At 40.6% G+C, this 15,882-nt stretch carries 14 protein-coding genes; 4 read left to right on the top strand and 10 right to left on the bottom strand.

Annotated elements, in window-relative coordinates; translation table 11 throughout:
- The first annotated feature begins 439 nt into the window (after positions 1-439).
- Positions 440-880, top strand: coding sequence for a YtoQ family protein (locus ACFO3P_RS15585; protein WP_042535514.1), 441 nt, complete (start codon positions 440-442; stop codon positions 878-880).
- Between the two features lie 48 nt (positions 881-928).
- Here ACFO3P_RS15585 and ACFO3P_RS15580 read toward each other — a convergent pair whose 3' ends face one another.
- A complete protein-coding gene (locus ACFO3P_RS15580) occupies positions 929-1,441 on the bottom strand; it encodes a DUF84 family protein (protein ID WP_042535516.1) in 513 nt (170 codons plus the stop codon).
- A 4-nt stretch (positions 1,442-1,445) separates the two neighbouring features.
- Positions 1,446-2,510, bottom strand: coding sequence for a M42 family metallopeptidase (locus tag ACFO3P_RS15575; protein ID WP_042535518.1), 1,065 nt, complete (start codon positions 2,508-2,510; stop codon positions 1,446-1,448).
- Positions 2,511-2,689: 179 nt separating this feature from the next.
- Here ACFO3P_RS15575 and ACFO3P_RS15570 point away from each other — a divergent pair, with 179 nt between their 5' ends.
- Positions 2,690-3,004 carry a PepSY domain-containing protein gene (locus ACFO3P_RS15570; RefSeq protein ID WP_042535520.1) on the top strand — a complete coding sequence of 105 codons (315 nt, stop codon included), beginning with the start codon at positions 2,690-2,692 and terminating at the stop codon, positions 3,002-3,004.
- 49 nt (positions 3,005-3,053) lie between these two features.
- Here ACFO3P_RS15570 and ACFO3P_RS15565 read toward each other — a convergent pair whose 3' ends face one another.
- On the bottom strand, positions 3,054-3,911 hold the full coding sequence (locus ACFO3P_RS15565) for a YtnP family quorum-quenching lactonase (protein ID WP_289585421.1): 858 nt from the start codon (positions 3,909-3,911) through the stop codon (positions 3,054-3,056).
- Positions 3,912-4,095: 184 nt separating this feature from the next.
- Here ACFO3P_RS15565 and ACFO3P_RS15560 point away from each other — a divergent pair, with 184 nt between their 5' ends.
- On the top strand, positions 4,096-4,278 hold the full coding sequence (locus ACFO3P_RS15560) for a hypothetical protein (RefSeq protein ID WP_289585422.1): 183 nt from the start codon (positions 4,096-4,098) through the stop codon (positions 4,276-4,278).
- On the top strand, positions 4,275-5,744 hold the full coding sequence (locus ACFO3P_RS15555; protein ID WP_289585423.1) for a sodium:solute symporter family protein: 1,470 nt from the start codon (positions 4,275-4,277) through the stop codon (positions 5,742-5,744). The genes ACFO3P_RS15560 and ACFO3P_RS15555 overlap by 4 nt, the downstream gene beginning before the upstream one ends.
- Positions 5,745-5,779: 35 nt before the next feature.
- On the opposite strand, the gene ACFO3P_RS15550 is transcribed toward ACFO3P_RS15555, so the two are convergent.
- From ACFO3P_RS15550 to ACFO3P_RS15520, 7 genes are all read right to left on the bottom strand, one after another.
- Positions 5,780-5,968: a hypothetical protein gene (locus ACFO3P_RS15550; protein WP_042535527.1), complete on the bottom strand. Its 189-nt coding sequence runs from the start codon at positions 5,966-5,968 to the stop codon at positions 5,780-5,782.
- Positions 5,969-6,098: 130 nt separating this feature from the next.
- On the bottom strand, positions 6,099-7,151 hold the full coding sequence (locus ACFO3P_RS15545; RefSeq protein ID WP_042535529.1) for an FUSC family protein: 1,053 nt from the start codon (positions 7,149-7,151) through the stop codon (positions 6,099-6,101).
- A gap of 210 nt (positions 7,152-7,361) precedes the next feature.
- A complete protein-coding gene (locus ACFO3P_RS15540; RefSeq protein ID WP_212929539.1) occupies positions 7,362-8,747 on the bottom strand; it encodes an NAD-dependent succinate-semialdehyde dehydrogenase in 1,386 nt (461 codons plus the stop codon).
- 154 nt (positions 8,748-8,901) lie between these two features.
- The gene (locus ACFO3P_RS15535; RefSeq protein ID WP_289585424.1) at positions 8,902-10,068 is read right to left on the bottom strand and encodes a hydroxymethylglutaryl-CoA synthase; all 1,167 of its coding nucleotides are present in this window, start codon (positions 10,066-10,068) and stop codon (positions 8,902-8,904) included.
- A gap of 203 nt (positions 10,069-10,271) precedes the next feature.
- Positions 10,272-13,358: an AAA family ATPase gene (locus ACFO3P_RS15530; RefSeq protein ID WP_212929538.1), complete on the bottom strand. Its 3,087-nt coding sequence runs from the start codon at positions 13,356-13,358 to the stop codon at positions 10,272-10,274.
- A gap of 18 nt (positions 13,359-13,376) precedes the next feature.
- The gene (locus ACFO3P_RS15525; protein ID WP_193064353.1) at positions 13,377-14,543 is read right to left on the bottom strand and encodes an exonuclease SbcCD subunit D; all 1,167 of its coding nucleotides are present in this window, start codon (positions 14,541-14,543) and stop codon (positions 13,377-13,379) included.
- A gap of 95 nt (positions 14,544-14,638) precedes the next feature.
- Positions 14,639-15,853, bottom strand: coding sequence for an EAL domain-containing protein (locus tag ACFO3P_RS15520; RefSeq protein ID WP_042535537.1), 1,215 nt, complete (start codon positions 15,851-15,853; stop codon positions 14,639-14,641).
- Positions 15,854-15,882: the final 29 nt, after the last annotated feature.

The raw sequence follows: 15,882 nt of genomic DNA, 5'->3' as shown, positions 1-15,882 counted from the left end.
TCCAAGACTCGCTACGAGTGAATGGCTAGTTCTTTCTCGGCGGGAATCCCACCCGCTATATATCACGACCTATGCTCGGTCGCTCCAGGAGTCTCCGTGTTTTTCCTTCGCTAGTTAGTCTTATTACTATCTACTAGAATCAAATATAATTTTTATAAACTCATTAACCTGAAAACATTGGTAATCACATTCCCATAGGTAACACACAGAGACTACTGGTCAGCTAAGAACGTCACGTCCTGTGGTCTGTGGTCAACAACCGGCACTACAACGTCCTGTCCGTCGTGGGAAGCGCAGTGTATTTCTGAGGTTGCGAACGCACCCCATAAAATCCATTAGGGCGGTAGCTATAAATCATTTCTATACAATAATCAAATAACTTAACAAGTTTAGGAAAAACATTTACTATTAAAGATACCATTGATTGGGAGGGATTGGAATGAATTTAACAGTTTATCTTGCTGGACAAATTCATGATAATTGGAGAGAAGATGTTAAAAAGCTTGCGGAAGAAAAAAAGCTGCCGCTGACATTTGTATCTCCGCAGACAAATCATGACCGTTCAGATGATATCGGAGAAGCAATCTTAGGAAAACAGCCCGGTAATTTTTATCGTGACGATGCTGCTTCCAGTGTTAACAATTTTCGGACACAGGTATTAATGCAGAAATCAGATATTGTGATTGCTTTATTCGGCGAAGAATATAAACAATGGAATACAGCGATGGATGCAAGTACAGCCATAGCTTTAGGAAAGCCGACGATTATTATTCGTCCGGAAAAATTAATTCATCCTTTAAAAGAACTTTCCAACAAAGCAAATATTACAGTGGAAACCGTGGAACAAGCATTAGATGTTATTGGTTATATCTACGAATAATGATTTTCTCAAACAAAAAACAGGCTCTATCGCCTGTTTTTTGTTTGATTATTTTTGCCCCGCAAAATCATACTGCCCTTTCAGAAGCTGTACAACATGTGTAAACATACTTTCTCTTGATATCAGGTTATTCGTAAAGATACCAATAGCTCCTTCCTGGCTGCGGACATTTTCTTTCTTGGTATAGGCATCCATCACCGTACTTAATTCCCCGGCTTTTTTAAGTGCTTCCTCAATTTCTTTTGGGAGGGCAATCCTTGCACCACTGGCAGTATATAATGTGCCATCCGCTGCAGCCAGCGCTCCCCAGTTACAGAGAAATAATGTATCGTCCACATACATGACGCCTCCTTCTAAGCCAATTCCAATAGCATCAGCACTTCCTGCAGCACATGCCTTCGCACGATTCACCGCACCAATCCGCGTCTCCTCATCTGAAAAAGGCTGGGCAGACACTTTAGACGGGACTTCCCTCGAGCTTAGCTCCAGTTCTGGAAAAACATTTCGGACAGCCTGGATTTTAGTTGGGTTTTTCGAGCCGACAATAACTGTTTTCTGCATTTCATTAACCCTGATGCAATGCGGAAACAACTGTTTCGTCTGTTGTTTTAACAAGTTTTGTAATTAATTCTTTTGCTGCGGCATAATCATCTACATGAATAATCGATGCTGATGTATGAACATACCTGGAGCATATCCCTACAACCGCAGAAGGAACGCCATCGCCTGTTATATGAACACGCCCTGCATCTGTACCGCCTGGAGAAACAAAGTATTGATACGGGATATCATTTGATTCCGCTGTGTCCAGAACAAATTCGCGCATGCCTTTATGCGTAATCATTGTGCGGTCAAAAATACGCAATAAAGCTCCTTTTCCCAGCTGGCCAAATGCCTTTTTATCCCCTGAAGCATCATTAGCCGGTGAAGCATCTAATGCGTAAAAAATATCCGGTTTGATCATATTGGCCGCTACCTGTGCTCCGCGTAATCCAACCTCTTCCTGTACTGTTGCACCAGAATAAAGCTGATTTGGCAGGGTTTCCCCTTGCAGTTCTTTTAAAAGCTCGATAGCCAGCCCGCAGCCGTAGCGATTATCCCAAGCTTTTGCCAAGATCTTTTTCTCGTTGGCCATCGGTTCAAACGGTGTAACCGGAACAATGGTATCTCCCGGACGAACGCCGATATTTGCGACATCCTCTTTATCATCCGCCCCAATATCAATCAGCATATTTTTTATTTCCATCGGTTTGCTGCGCTGTGCTTCAGTTAATAAATGCGGCGGAACAGAAGCAATCACTCCCGTAACCGGTCCATTTTTTGTCATTACCTGAACACGCTGAGCCAGCATAACCTGGCTCCACCAGCCGCCTAAAGTCTGAAAACGGAGCATGCCATTATCTGTAATCTGTGTTACCATAAAGCCGACCTCATCCATATGTCCAGCCACCAAGACAGTAGGACCTTTACCGTGCTTTACTCCAAATACGCCCCCCAGATTATCCTGAATGATTTCATCCGAATATTTCTCCAATTCCTTTTTCATAAATTGGCGAACGGCATGCTCATTCCCTGAAGCTCCCTGTAATTCCGTTAAATTCTTAAATAATGCCAGTGTTTCTTTATTCATGTAAAGCCTCCTATATACAGTTAGTATATCCGTAAAAATAGATCTTCAATATTGCAAGTATACCCGAAAAAGCCCAATCCTTTCCAGTACCGGTGTTCAATTATTTGTATTTCTCTCACCGTATGCGATATACTACAAACAAAGCAGACATTGAATCTTACTAAACAGAGGTGAATAAATTGAGCAAAAGAAAGGTATTACTTGCAGCTGCATTTGGTATTGCAATCGGTTATATCGCACGTCAACAGGTTAACAATCAAATGAAAGTTACTCCTGAAAAAGCATTGAATCATGCCAAAGAAATGTTTAAACGCCAAGGTCCTATCAGTGGCTCCTGGATTTATATGAAACCGGAAGAATTAGAAAGAAACGGACTGCTTTATGATGTATACCGCGGTGGTGTAACTAGAAATATCGATGGTACGAATAAACAATATGATTTCTATGTAGACATAGAAACTGGTGCTGTTATAGATACAGAAGCAGCAGTATAATATACTTTGTTAATAAGCAGCCTTCCTTTTTGGAGAAGGCTGCTTTTTCTTAATCATAAGAATATCGCAACCTCTCCACGTGATCTATTTTCTCTCCAGCCTCATTAAACCTGACTGCCCGGTAATAAGCATCATGATAAAACGTAAACCAGACCTTTTCCTTATAACCCGCTTCCATCCAATATTCTTTTTGTAATACAGATTGAACTGGATAATCATCATATGCAAGCGCCCATAATTTATTTTGATGTGCATGTGTCGGCATAATATCTGCCATATGTATGAAGCCTTGCTCTCCTTCCCGGAAACGAATGATAGCATGCCCCTCACTATGGCCCCCGGTATGAACCATTTTTAAACCCGGCAATACCTCAATTTTTTCACGAAACGGATAAACCTGATCAACTACCGGCCTCCAATTCTTCTCCCAGTATGTATTTATTGAACGGATATTCGGCTGCTGCATCTCATTCCATTCTATTTGAGAAACAAAAATTTTTGCATTTTTAAAGACAGATTCGTATTTTTCCTCACCAACTAGTTTTGTTAAACCGTTCGCATGATCATAATGAAGATGTGTCATTAATACGATATCAATATCGTTCACTGTAAGCTCTAATTCAGATAAGGATGCTTCTATATTTGTTTCTTCCAATACTCCGAAATTTCTTTTTTGTTTATCAGATAATTTATTTAAGCCAATTCCTGTATCAATAAGTAAATTAGACCCGTCTAATTCAATTAAAATCGGGTCTGTTCGAAGTTCAATTTGATTTTTATCGTTATGCGGATATTTTTTCGCCCATAAAGCCTTGGGAACGACACCAAACATTGAGCCTCCGTCCAAATGTGTAACGCCCCCATTTAGCCAGGTAAGTTTCGCACTGCCGATCTGTAAGGTTTCCATCTTTTCCCTCCTTTTTCTTAAGTTTAGCTGATAAAAAGCTTTGTTGCAACCGTTTCCAAAAATAGGTTATTATTTGCGTCTTAAATAATGTGGCAAATTTATGAACAATCTGCTATGATTGTTAGCGAATTCACATTCTTTCTATTGTGAATTATATCACATTAAAATATATGGAGGCAGGCTTATGAAGGAAAAAAACGCAGCAATTATTATCGGCATTATCGTTCTTGCCGCTTTTACCATCCCTTTTGTACTTTTAAGTCATGTTGAAAAATGGTATGGGAGCTTTCTGTTCTGGCTGATGTTATCTTTCATCGTCATCGGACTTAATGCCATACTAACAAAAGATTGGAGCAATGAAGAATGAATGTATCACTGATTTGGTGGGGATTAGGAATTTATATTGTTATCTCTCTTTTTATCGCTTTTTTATCGCGAACTGGCAAACAGACAAATATGGGCGCTTATTTTCTTGGCGATCGTAAGCTGGGCGGTTTTGTTTCCGCATTAAGCTACAGCGCTACAACATACAGCGCATTTATGCTGGTCGGCTTAGCAGGGCTTACCTATCGTGGCGGAGTTGGCGCGCTTGGTTTTGAACTGATCTATTTAATGGGTGTGTCGTTAATTGCATTTTTTGGTCCCCGTTTTTGGATTGTCGGAAAAAAATATGGTTATATTACACCATCTCAAATGATTGGCGACCGTTATCAAAGCAGGGCTTCTGCCATTGCGATTGCCGTCAGCAACTGTCTTTTTTTAATACCCTACAGTGCTGTACAGTTAGCTGGAGTAGGATATCTGCTGCAGGGCGTATCAAACCAGCAAATCTCTTTCAGCACCGGCGTTATTATCGCTGTTGTTTTAGCACTCTTTTTTGCATACATAGCCGGAATCCGCTCTGTGGCCTGGACAGACTCGCTGCAGTCCTTATTTATGATTATCGGTTCAACCTTAGTTGTACTCTTTTTAGTCCGCGAACTTGGCGGATTTTCGGGCTTCTTTGAGCAGCTGGAAGGTCATCATCCAGAAATGCTGACAGTGCCTGGCAATGGATATTTCAGCTTCTTAACATTTATCGGGTTAACCATTCCCTGGTTTTTCTTTAGTATTTCAAATCCGCAGGTCAGTCAGCGTCTGTTTATGCCAGCTTCTTTGAAAAGCATGCGGCGTATGTTATTAGGCTTTATGATTTTTGGCTGTATCTATACACTGGTATCTATATTTTGGGGGTATTCCGCTTTCTTATTAGAGCCTGGTCTAGACAACGCTGATTTAGCTACACCCGTTGTACTGACCTCATCAGCTGTACCTTCTGTTTTAGCTGTTATTGTCATGGTAGGTATTATTGCTGCCGCTGTTTCGACGATAGACTCGATTCTGCTTACATTATCCTCAATGTTCGCGAAGGATGTTTACGGAAATATTCGCAAAGGGACAACAGATCAGGTCCAGCTTCGCATCGGGAAATTTATTATACCTGTTATTGCTCTGCTGGCTTACCTATTTGCAGAATTACAATTAGATTTAATCGCCGTTCTGTCCGTTGCTTCTTCTGCCGGCTTAATTGTTGTTGTCCCGACAATTATCGGCGCTTTCTTTTGGAAAAGAGGCACCGCCGCTGCTGTATTGGCAAGCACCATTATTCCCGGCGCACTTGTTCTGATATTAGAACTGCTGCAGACAAAGCCGTTAGGAATGGCTTCTGGTTTATGGGGACTGAGCCTGTCCTCCCTGCTATTTGTCGGTGTCAGTATATTCACGAAAGCCCCTGAAGAAAAAGCAAACGAATTTATTGGCTATATTAAGGAAAATCTTCATCGTAAAAAATAATAAAACAGCGTGTAGACACGAACCTACACGCTGTTTTATGTTAATGAAGCAAGCATTTGACGCTGCTGCTCCTTCACAATCTCCATTTGTTCTTCTATTTGTTTTTGTGTTTCTTCCTGCATATACTTTTGTTTACTTTCCAGGAGCGTTTGATACGCATTTTCATATTTTTCATACATATAATATAAATTTTCTAATTCATGATGAGATAAAAAACGGACCAATTCCATCCTCCCCTTTTCTCTGTATACTATTACTACTATATGCAAAAAAGGGAGGTTTTATACCTGTTTTATGTGGCTCTTGACAAAATAGCAAAGGAGACTGTGCTGCCACAATCTCCTTTGCTTCTACTTATTCCTCTTCTTCATGTAATCCTTTTTTACGCACATACTTTTCTAACTTATCCAACTCATAGAAAAGCTCGACAATACTATTCGCAACAGGAAAAACATAATGCCATTTTTCATAGTCTGTTCCTTGCAGTGCATCAATTAAATTATTGATCGTTACGCTCATCGCATTTTTCGTCTCTTTTTGCAGGTCCCTGTCCAGGACGATGCGATCTTCATACATAAGAAAGACATTTTCACTATAGTTATTGATCTCACTGACCAGCTTTTTAATTAAGAAAGACTTGCCGGCAGCCATTTGTTCAATTTCTTTTAAATTTTTTTCCAGCTCTACGATCAGCGTATGCTTCTTTCGCAATACCTGTATCATTTGCTTATAAATGACAATGCTGCGGAAAAAAGATCTGCGCTTCCGGATAAACAGTCTATTTTTCTCATCCGTAATGATATCAAAATAATCTCTTATTTTATTAATTTGTTTCTCCACATTTCTTTCTTCGTCCCGGATTTGCGGGACACTCATCGTATTACTCGGGATAACTCGCAGAAGAAAATGAGAACTTTCACTGGCTTCCTTAATCATCTGAAACAAAATCTTTTGATGATTCGGAGGATTAACAAATACATTCACGATAAATGCGGAAACCACCCCGATTGCAACAAGTGATACTCGAGATAAAATATATACAAAATTAATATGATCGCCCTGGCTGGCCACCATCATACTGACGATGGTTAATACGGTTAAATTTACTGTTTTGGTCAATCCCAGTTTTATATTAATTGCAATCGATAAAATAACTACTGCTCCAACCGAAATCGGATGGCTGCCAAGCAAAAATACTCCCAATATGGCGAGTGTTGCACCGACAGAGTTTGCAATAACTACTTCTTTAATATAATTAAATGATCGCATGATAGACGGCTGCATTGCTATTACAGATGCAATTGCTGCAATAACGGCATATTCCATATCGAATATACGTGTAATCAATAACGTTAAGGTTACTGCCAACCCTGTTTTTAACATCCTGGGACCAATATTAAATTCCATTCATCTGCACCTCTCTAGAAGTAGTATACAGGTTTCCTTCAAACATGTCATCAGAAAAAAGCAAGCAGATTATCTGCTCCGCCTTTCTCTGCATAAATATTTCCGGCGGGGCGAATAACCGCTATCCCAGCCCCAGGATATTCTGGTAAAAACATGTGACAACTACTTCTTTTCTTTATAAAACCTTAGATAAGCAGCTGTCTGCGTGCCTTACAGCTGAATCGATAAATATTTTACTTCAACATACTCATCAATTCCGTGATGACCGCCTTCCCGTCCAAGGCCGCTTTCTTTAAACCCTCCGAATGGGGCCTGTGCCGTTGATGGAGCACCATCATTAATACCGACGATTCCATACTCTAACTGTTCACTGACCTCAATTGCAGTCGTAAGGTTTTCTGTAAATAAATAGGCTGCCAATCCATAAGGTGAATTATTCGCACGTTTAACGACTTCTTCCTTCGTCTGAAATGTCGTAATCGGCGCTAACGGTCCAAATGTTTCTTCCTGCATACATACCATTTCATCGTTTACATTGGTTAAAATGGTCGGACCGAAAAATAAATCTTCCTTTTCTGTTTTGTTACCTAACAGCTTTTCTGCCCCTTTATCTAGTGCATCCTCTATATGATGTTTTACTTTTTCAACTGCAGATTTGTCAATCAAAGGACCAATATCCACACCTTCTTCTAAGCCGTCTCCAACCTTAAGCTGTGCAACCTTTTCTTTAAATGCCTTGGCAAATTCTTGTTCAATCGATTCGTGAACATAAATCCGGTTGGCACATACACAGGTTTGCCCGGCATTGCGATATTTAGAAGCAACCGCCCCGTTTACCGCTTTTTCAATATCCGCATCGCCCATAACAATCAATGGTGCATGACCGCCAAGCTCCAGAGAGAGTTTCTTCACTGTTTCCGCTGATTTTTGCATGAGTGATTTTCCTACCTCTGTAGAACCCGTAAACGATATTTTTCGAACACGCTCATCCGCCATCCACGCATCACTGATTTCACCTGAGCTTCCAGTAACGATTTGCAGTACACCTTCTGGAATACCTGCTTCTACCGCAAGCTCTCTCAGGCGGATAGCGGTTAGAGGGGTGGCACTGGCTGGTTTTACTACCGCTGTACAGCCGGACGCTAATGCCGGAGCAACTTTCCGTGTAATCATTGCTGCCGGGAAGTTCCATGGTGTAATCGCTGCGATAACCCCTACCGGCTGCCGGCTAACTACGATGCGTTTATCACTTGCCGTTGCCGGGATTGTTTCACCGTAAAGTCTTTTTCCTTCTTCTGCATACCAGGAAATAAAGCTATTCGCATACCGGATTTCACCTGTTGCTTCCTTCAACGGTTTTCCCTGCTCTATTGTCATGATTCTGGCCAGCTCTGCTTCATGCTCTTCCACAAGTGCATACCATTTATTCAACAAAGCACTTCTTTCATAGACAGATTGCTTCGACCAGTCCTGAAAAGCTTGATATGCCTTATCAACGGCTTCCACTGCTTCTTTCTTGCCTCCTTTTAAGACTGTATCGACTACTTCGCCTGTTGCTGGATTTGTTACTTCAATAACTTCATTATTTTTCGTCATTAAAACACCCTCCAACTTTCATGATATGTTTAACTCTACCCCGATTATACATTTTAAAGTCATTCATTTCACATAATTCATGCTGAAAATGTCTTAAAGTTGTCACGAAAAAAACTCCTGAACAGGTTTTATTTTGTCCAGGAGTTTTTTCTTATTATTTAACTGCATAGCTGCGGATATGATCTTTCACACCGGCTAAACAGATTTTTGCCGGATCTTCATTCACATTTAACTTTTTTTCACTTCCGTCTGTTGGAAGTGCTTCTTCAAATACTTTTTCATATGCTGCCACAGAAATGCATTCTCTGTTGTCAAACATTGCTTGATGCGACGCTGTCTGCAAGTGCTTTTTAAAGCCGTTCTGAAGCTTGCCGGACAAGAATTCGCCAACCGCTCCGGATCCATAGCTGTACAAGCCGATGGTATCTCCTTCTTTTAAGTCATCCTGATTTTCTAATAATGAAATCAGACTGAGATAAAGAGAGCCTGTATAGATATTTCCTACATTACGATTGTATTTTGTACCGATTTGATAATTGTTTTTCAACCGTTCCTGTACTGCTTCAGGCGCGTCTTCAATCACTGTACGCAGTGCTTTCCAGCCCATTTTGGTATATGGTAAATGAAAAGCGATAGCTGCAAAATCCTCCAGGCTTCTTCCTGTTTGTTCTTGATAATCTTTCCATACTTTTTGGAAGAAAGCTATATACTGTTCGTTGGAGTATTTTCCATCTACAAAAGCCGTAGAAGAATATACCGGTCTCCAGAAGTCCATAATATCCTCTGTGTAATACGTGCTTTCACTTTCCAGCTCCAGCAATCTTGGCTCAGCACTTACCAAAATAGCAACTGCACCGGCGCCTTGTGTTGATTCGCCAGGTGTATTCAAACCGTAGCGGGCAATATCAGATGCCAAAATAAGTACTTTCTTATCCGGATGCAGTGCAATATGCCCCTTTGCCATTTGTATTCCTGCTGTTGCGCCATAGCAGGCCTGCTTCATTTCTACAGAACGAGCTTTGGGATTCAGACCTAATAATTGATGTACATACACAGCTGCTGACTTGGAATGGTCCACGCCAGATTCTGTTCCAAAAATGACTAAATCAATTGCATCTTTATCTTCCCTGTCCAAGATTTGTTCTGCTGCATTAGCAGCCAAAGAAACAGGGTCCTGTGTGATTGGCGGGACAGCCATTTCGTCTTGTCCCAGACCAATTGTAAATTTCCCCGGGTCGATTCCCCGCGCTTCTGCTAAATCATTCATATCTACATACAGATGTGGTGCATAAAACCCCAGCTTATCAATTCCAATCTTCACGATGATTCCTACCTTTCTCCCTGCTGTTCATTCAGGCTCTTTAAAAGCCCTATACTAAAATATTTTTAGAGGTACTATAAAAATTATTGTCGAAAAATATAATAATTAAATGATAATACAGGGGTTGTTTAAATAGCAAATAATATAGTTATTTTTAGCTAATCCATTATAGAAGTCACACAGATAGATACCTTGACAGCTTCTTATTTCACGACGATTTCCGTTTTACTGCAGCCCTCTTTTGTTTTATGAACCTCAATTGCTGCCGGAAAGACATCCTTCAGCTCCTGAACATGCGAAATGATGCCAATCATTCTTCCGGATTGCTGCAGCTGAATCAGTGCGTCAATTGCCTTCCGCAGAGACTCTTCATCCAGCGACCCAAATCCTTCATCGATAAACATCGTTTGGATCACAATATTCCCCTGAAAGCTTTGGATAACATCGCTCATTCCCAGAGCAAGGCATAAAGAGGCATGGAATTTCTCTCCTCCAGATAATGTTTTTACATCCCTGGTCTGCCCTGTGTACTGATCATAGACGTCTAATCCTAAGCCGCTCTGTTTTCCACGTGCTTCCTGGCGATCACTTCTTGTCAGATAAAATTGACCATTCGATAGGTCATTTAAGCGTAAATTAGCAGCCTCGATAATTTGATCTAAATATTCCATCTGCAGATACCGTTCAAAAGATACCTTTTTAGGATTTTGTCCACGCAGCGTATCATATAAATCTGTAACGAGCATTCTTTTCTGTTCTATATCCGCCGATTGGTGATGGAACTCCTGCAGCTGATCCACGTAGAATGTCATATCCTTTTTCTCCTGCTGCAGCCGCTGTAATTTTTCAAGACTGGCTGTTGTTTTCTGCTTCCATTTTTCTAACACAGCTTCAATTTCGTATACATCCTGCTTCGACTGACCTTCCAGCTTCTGCTGAAGCTCGGAAATTTGCTTTTCTAATTGATAGCCCTTTTTTTCATATTCAGAGAGCCTCTGTTTAACGGATTGATACGTTGCTTCCTCCCATTTTGCTTCTTGATACCCTTTTTCAGTAAAATCTGCCTGCTCCAATTTCTCTTGAAAGGTCTTCTTCAGATTATCTGCTTTCTGCTTCATTTTCGCCTGGTTTTCTCTAAGGTGGTGCACATCAGCCGTCCACTTTGTGAATGCTTCATGGACTTTCTGATAATTCTCCTGCACCTCTACCCAGCGTTGTTCAAGCTGCTGTTTTTTTGTTTTTAAATGGGTTATTTCAGCTTCTAATTGGGAAAGAACGCGCAGGTTTTCCGGTATTTGAATCAATTGCTGCTGATAGACAGCCTCTTTACTGTGATAATCCGATTGCAGCCGGCTGGCCTGATTGGTCTTTTCATTCCATTCCACTTCTCTTTGCTTTTGTTCCTGACGCTCCCGTGCTAATTCTTTTTTACAATCTGATAAACGGATTTTAGATTGCTTGAGGCGATCCTCTTCCGCTTTTTTCTTTTTTCCTCTTTCAACGATGTCCTGATAGCTCTGTTCAGGGTCAGTAAATACGAATTCATGCTGTGCGAGTTCCTCTTCCAATCCTTTTCTTTCTGATTGATACGCTTTCAGGTTGGCTGTTTGCTCCCGCCAGTCTGTTTCCTTCTTCTCCATCAGCTTTTTCGCTTGTTCCAGCTCTTCCTTACTGACTTCCGCTTCCTTCGTTGCTGCTGGTGACGGATGTTCTAAGCTTCCGCAGACGGGACAGGCTTCTCCATCATGCAGGTGAACAGCCAATACATGCGCCTGATTAGCAAACCAAGCCTGCTCAAGCCGATTGTAAGCCTCTTTTTCCTGCAGATAAACATCCTCTGTACGTTTAACCTCTGTCTCACTTTTTTGCACCTGTGCCGTTTTTTCTTTATATTTTTTCATCAGCATTGCTTGTTCACGCAGTATTCTTAACGCTTCTTTTACGGTGTCCAGCTTGTCTGCCTCTTTATCTAGTACCTGTTCTTCCTGCTCTAAACGATCTATTTGTTTACTTTTTGTTTCACGTAGCGCTTTTAATTTTTCCAGCTGTTCATTCCCTTGCTTTAATTGTGCCGCAAGCTTTTGAATCTCCTGCTTTTTCCCTTCTAATTCTTTAACAACAGGAAGAAATTGTTCTAAGCGGTTTACTTCAATCGAAAGCTTCTCGCGCTTTCCTGCATTTTCCTGTTCTTTTTTAAAATCAGCTTCTGCCTGCTGCTTTTGCTTTTCCATGGTGTCCTTCTGCGCTTCCAGCTGCTGCAAGTGTTTGTTTCCTTCTTCGAGTTCTTTCCAAGCTTCATCCTTTTGCTGCTCATAAGGAATAATCAGCTTCGCCTGTTCAGCAGCAGACAAACCTTTCTTTAAAGCTTCCATTTCCTGTGCTTGTTCTTTCCATATGGCAAGATTCTTTTGATAGGTTTCTAATTCCAAAAAACGCTCATTGATCTGTTTGACTTGGAACAAATGGTTTTGCGTGAGCTCCTGCTGCTTTGTTGCTTCTTTATAATGAGCATCTTCTTCTGTATACACTGCTTCATTTTTCTTAAGCTCTGTTTCTAAAGCTTCTATAATTTGATTCGTATTGACATGCTCTCTATCTGCCAACTCACGGATTTCGGCGTCATCTGGAAGGTCTAAGGAAAATATTTGCGTCCGCAGCTGCTCCATACGGTTGAGAATACGCTGATTTTCTTTTTCTAATTTTGCTTTCTTCTCCCGGAGCAGTTCATTCATATATTTATAATGCGCGGTTCGGAACAAACGTCTCAGGATTTCTTCTTTATTTTCTGTATCAGAAGTTAACAGTTTTCGAAACTCCCCTTGTGGAAGCATTACAATCTGCTTAAATTGATCTGGAGTCAAACCAATAATATCTTCTATTTTTTGGTCAATTTCGCTTACCATTTGTCTGTCTACGCACGGCGATTCTCCATCTGGCCGCACTTCGTAAAATTCGCATTTATCTCCTGTTTTACTCTTATTTCCTTTTTTCACATGACCCAGCTGCCGGAAAATACGATACGTTTTATCTTGTATTTGAAAAATAAGCTCCGCAGAAGTATGTACGTTTTCATCTGCAAAATCACTGCGAAGCATACGCTGGTCTTCCCGGTCAGATCCGCTTGCTTTTCCATATAATGCAAAGGCTATCCCATCAAATAACGTCGTCTTTCCTGCCCCGGTTTTTCCGGAAATGACAAATAATGTGTTCCCTTGCAGTTTAGAAAAATCGATTACTTCTTTTTCCTTATAGGGCCCAAAAGCATGTAATGTTAATTGTAAAGGCTGCATTCTCTTTTCACCTGCTTCTTATTTAGATGCTTTCCGTTCGTTATCTGCATCCTGAATTTCTTGAAATAACTCCTTCATTATCTCGTTCATTTCTTCGGAAGCTTCCTTTTCCGTTACTTCCTGATAAAAGGCATCAAATAATTCCATTTCACTTAAGCTCGTCTTGGGGGCCTGATTTTCTTTTTGTTGCGTGACTCCTGACGTAGTTCTTACTCTCTCCACATGCATGGCATTCGGAAAAATAGAACGTACCTTTTCCATCGGCGATAAAACAGGAAGCTCGTCAAGCAGCTGGACAAATACATAATCTTCGCTTCGAGGCTCCCTATAAATATCCTCCATTTTCATTTTGATAGAACGTATTTCACGTTTGGGGATAAGCCTTTTTTTCTCAACCTGGACGTTTCCTTCTTCACCCAGTTCAACTACTAAATACCCTTTTTGATGATGTTCTTCCGATAAGGAATACTTTAGGATGGAGCCGGAGTAGCGAATTTTTTCATCCAGCACATGATGTGCCTGATGGAGGTGCCCTAACGCTGTGTAATGAAAATCTGTAAATAAATGTGCATCGACATGCTCTGCTCCGCCAATAGACAGCGGGCGTTCTGAATCACTCGTATTTTCTTCCGTCTCGCCAAAAGGAGTTACAAAAGCATGTCCAACATAAACATGGCGTGCTGCCTCGTCCATGTTTTCCTTTATCTGCTTAACAAGAAAAGCATTGGCATCCTGATGATTACGAATATCTTTTTCTTGAAATAAGGCTTTGACCACACTTGGATCTGCATACGGAATAAGATGAAAATGCACCTCCCCAAATTCATCTGAAAGAACAACAGGCTGTATGCTTTCCGAAAGCTGGCCAATGATATGATAACCTTTTTCCTTCATTAAGCGGCTGCCAAAATGAAGTCTGCCCGGACTGTCATGGTTACCGGCAATCGCTATGACGGGAATTCCTAATTGATTAACAATCCGGTCTAATGTTTTATCTAATAAATCAACTGCTTCTACAGGAGGTACCGCACGATCATATAAATCTCCTGCAATAATAACAGCGTGCGGACTTTCTTTTTCCACCGCTTCAACAAACTGATCCAGGATGCAGGCCTGGTCTTCAGTCATATAAACGCCTTGAACCAGCTTACCCAGATGCCAATCTGCTGTATGAATCAATTTCATTTAAAAACCTCCTTCTATCCGGAAATTCATCAAAGACGAAAAAACGGACAAATCAAGCTTTGAAAGGTACTCATTCCCCTTTCATTACTATTCTCTTATAGTAAGCCTTCTTTTTCTAGCAAATAACTGTATGGAATATCAAAAAATATATATCGTTCCTGAGACAGCGGATAAGCGTACGTTCGTATCAGCTCGGAACGCTCGATATCTGTGTATAAATCCGATAAAATTCCTTTTTTCTCAATATTCATCCGCATTATATTCTCGAAAAAGTATGGACGCCAGCTCCAGTTTTTATGCATCCCTTCCTCAATCAAGGTCCAGCTCCCCTGCATATCTTTTTCCACGTTCGCCGAGATTTGCAGGCCGACGCTGTTGCAAACATAGATACGAAATACAAAATCTTCACAGCCCTCAGCAAGCTTCAGCAGCCAGCTGTCGTCGTTTGTTTGTTTTGTCTGGGAAAGAAGACGGTCAATTATTGCATAAACGGAATCTAATAATTCAAATTGTGCCTTCGCTTTCTTTTGTTCATAGGTTACAAATTCTCTAAAATACTCCGTTAATTTATTTTTACATGCATCTTCCTCAATAAAATCCTGCTGCGGATAAGTCAGATAGCTGCCCTGATAATATTCACCGCCGCTTTGCCATGCAAAATTCAATTGTTTATAAGAACGGATGCCTTTAAATAACAAAGAAGCACCTATTTTTCTCGATAACATCGACACGCCAAAATAAACATCCTTATACAGATGCGGGAGCAGATCATCCTTTAAAAACGATGTATCTACTTTAATAAAGGAAGGATGCAAGACGGCTAGTTGATTCAGACTGCCATTTGGGTCGGCTAATTCAATGCTGATTTTTACTCCCAGTGTCTTTAAGTATTTAATGATATGACCTAGCTGATCTGTATTAATTGGCAGACAGGTATCCTTGATTTCGAGAATGATTTCATTCAGATTTAATCCTTTTTCTTGATACTCATGCAATAAATCAATAAATACTTCTCCATTATCACGTACCAATAATTCTGCATCATAGTATAAAGTAAGGTGCCCTGTAAAATGTTCTTGTAATTTTTTCTCAATTGCTTTTTGATGGATATACTGGTTTACCTCCAGCCGGAATTCATCTGGAATGGAGGTATCATCGAAGAGCCAATCTAAACGCTGCTCTTTATTATTTTCATCTAAGTAGTAAGCAATTACTTCATAACCGCTTACCAGCTGCTTATCTGCCCGGACAATCGGTTTATAATAAGGAAGTAATTGTTCTAAATCTATCAATATATCTAATGGATCCATGCTGACTCCCCCTTCGTTTCATTATAGCA

Source organism: Oceanobacillus aidingensis (assembly GCF_042654105.1).
Classification (GTDB): Bacteria; Bacillota; Bacilli; order Bacillales; family Amphibacillaceae; genus Oceanobacillus; species Oceanobacillus oncorhynchi.
The sequence above is the reverse complement of the archived record's forward strand: the minus strand, read 5'-3'. Positions and strand labels throughout refer to the sequence as shown.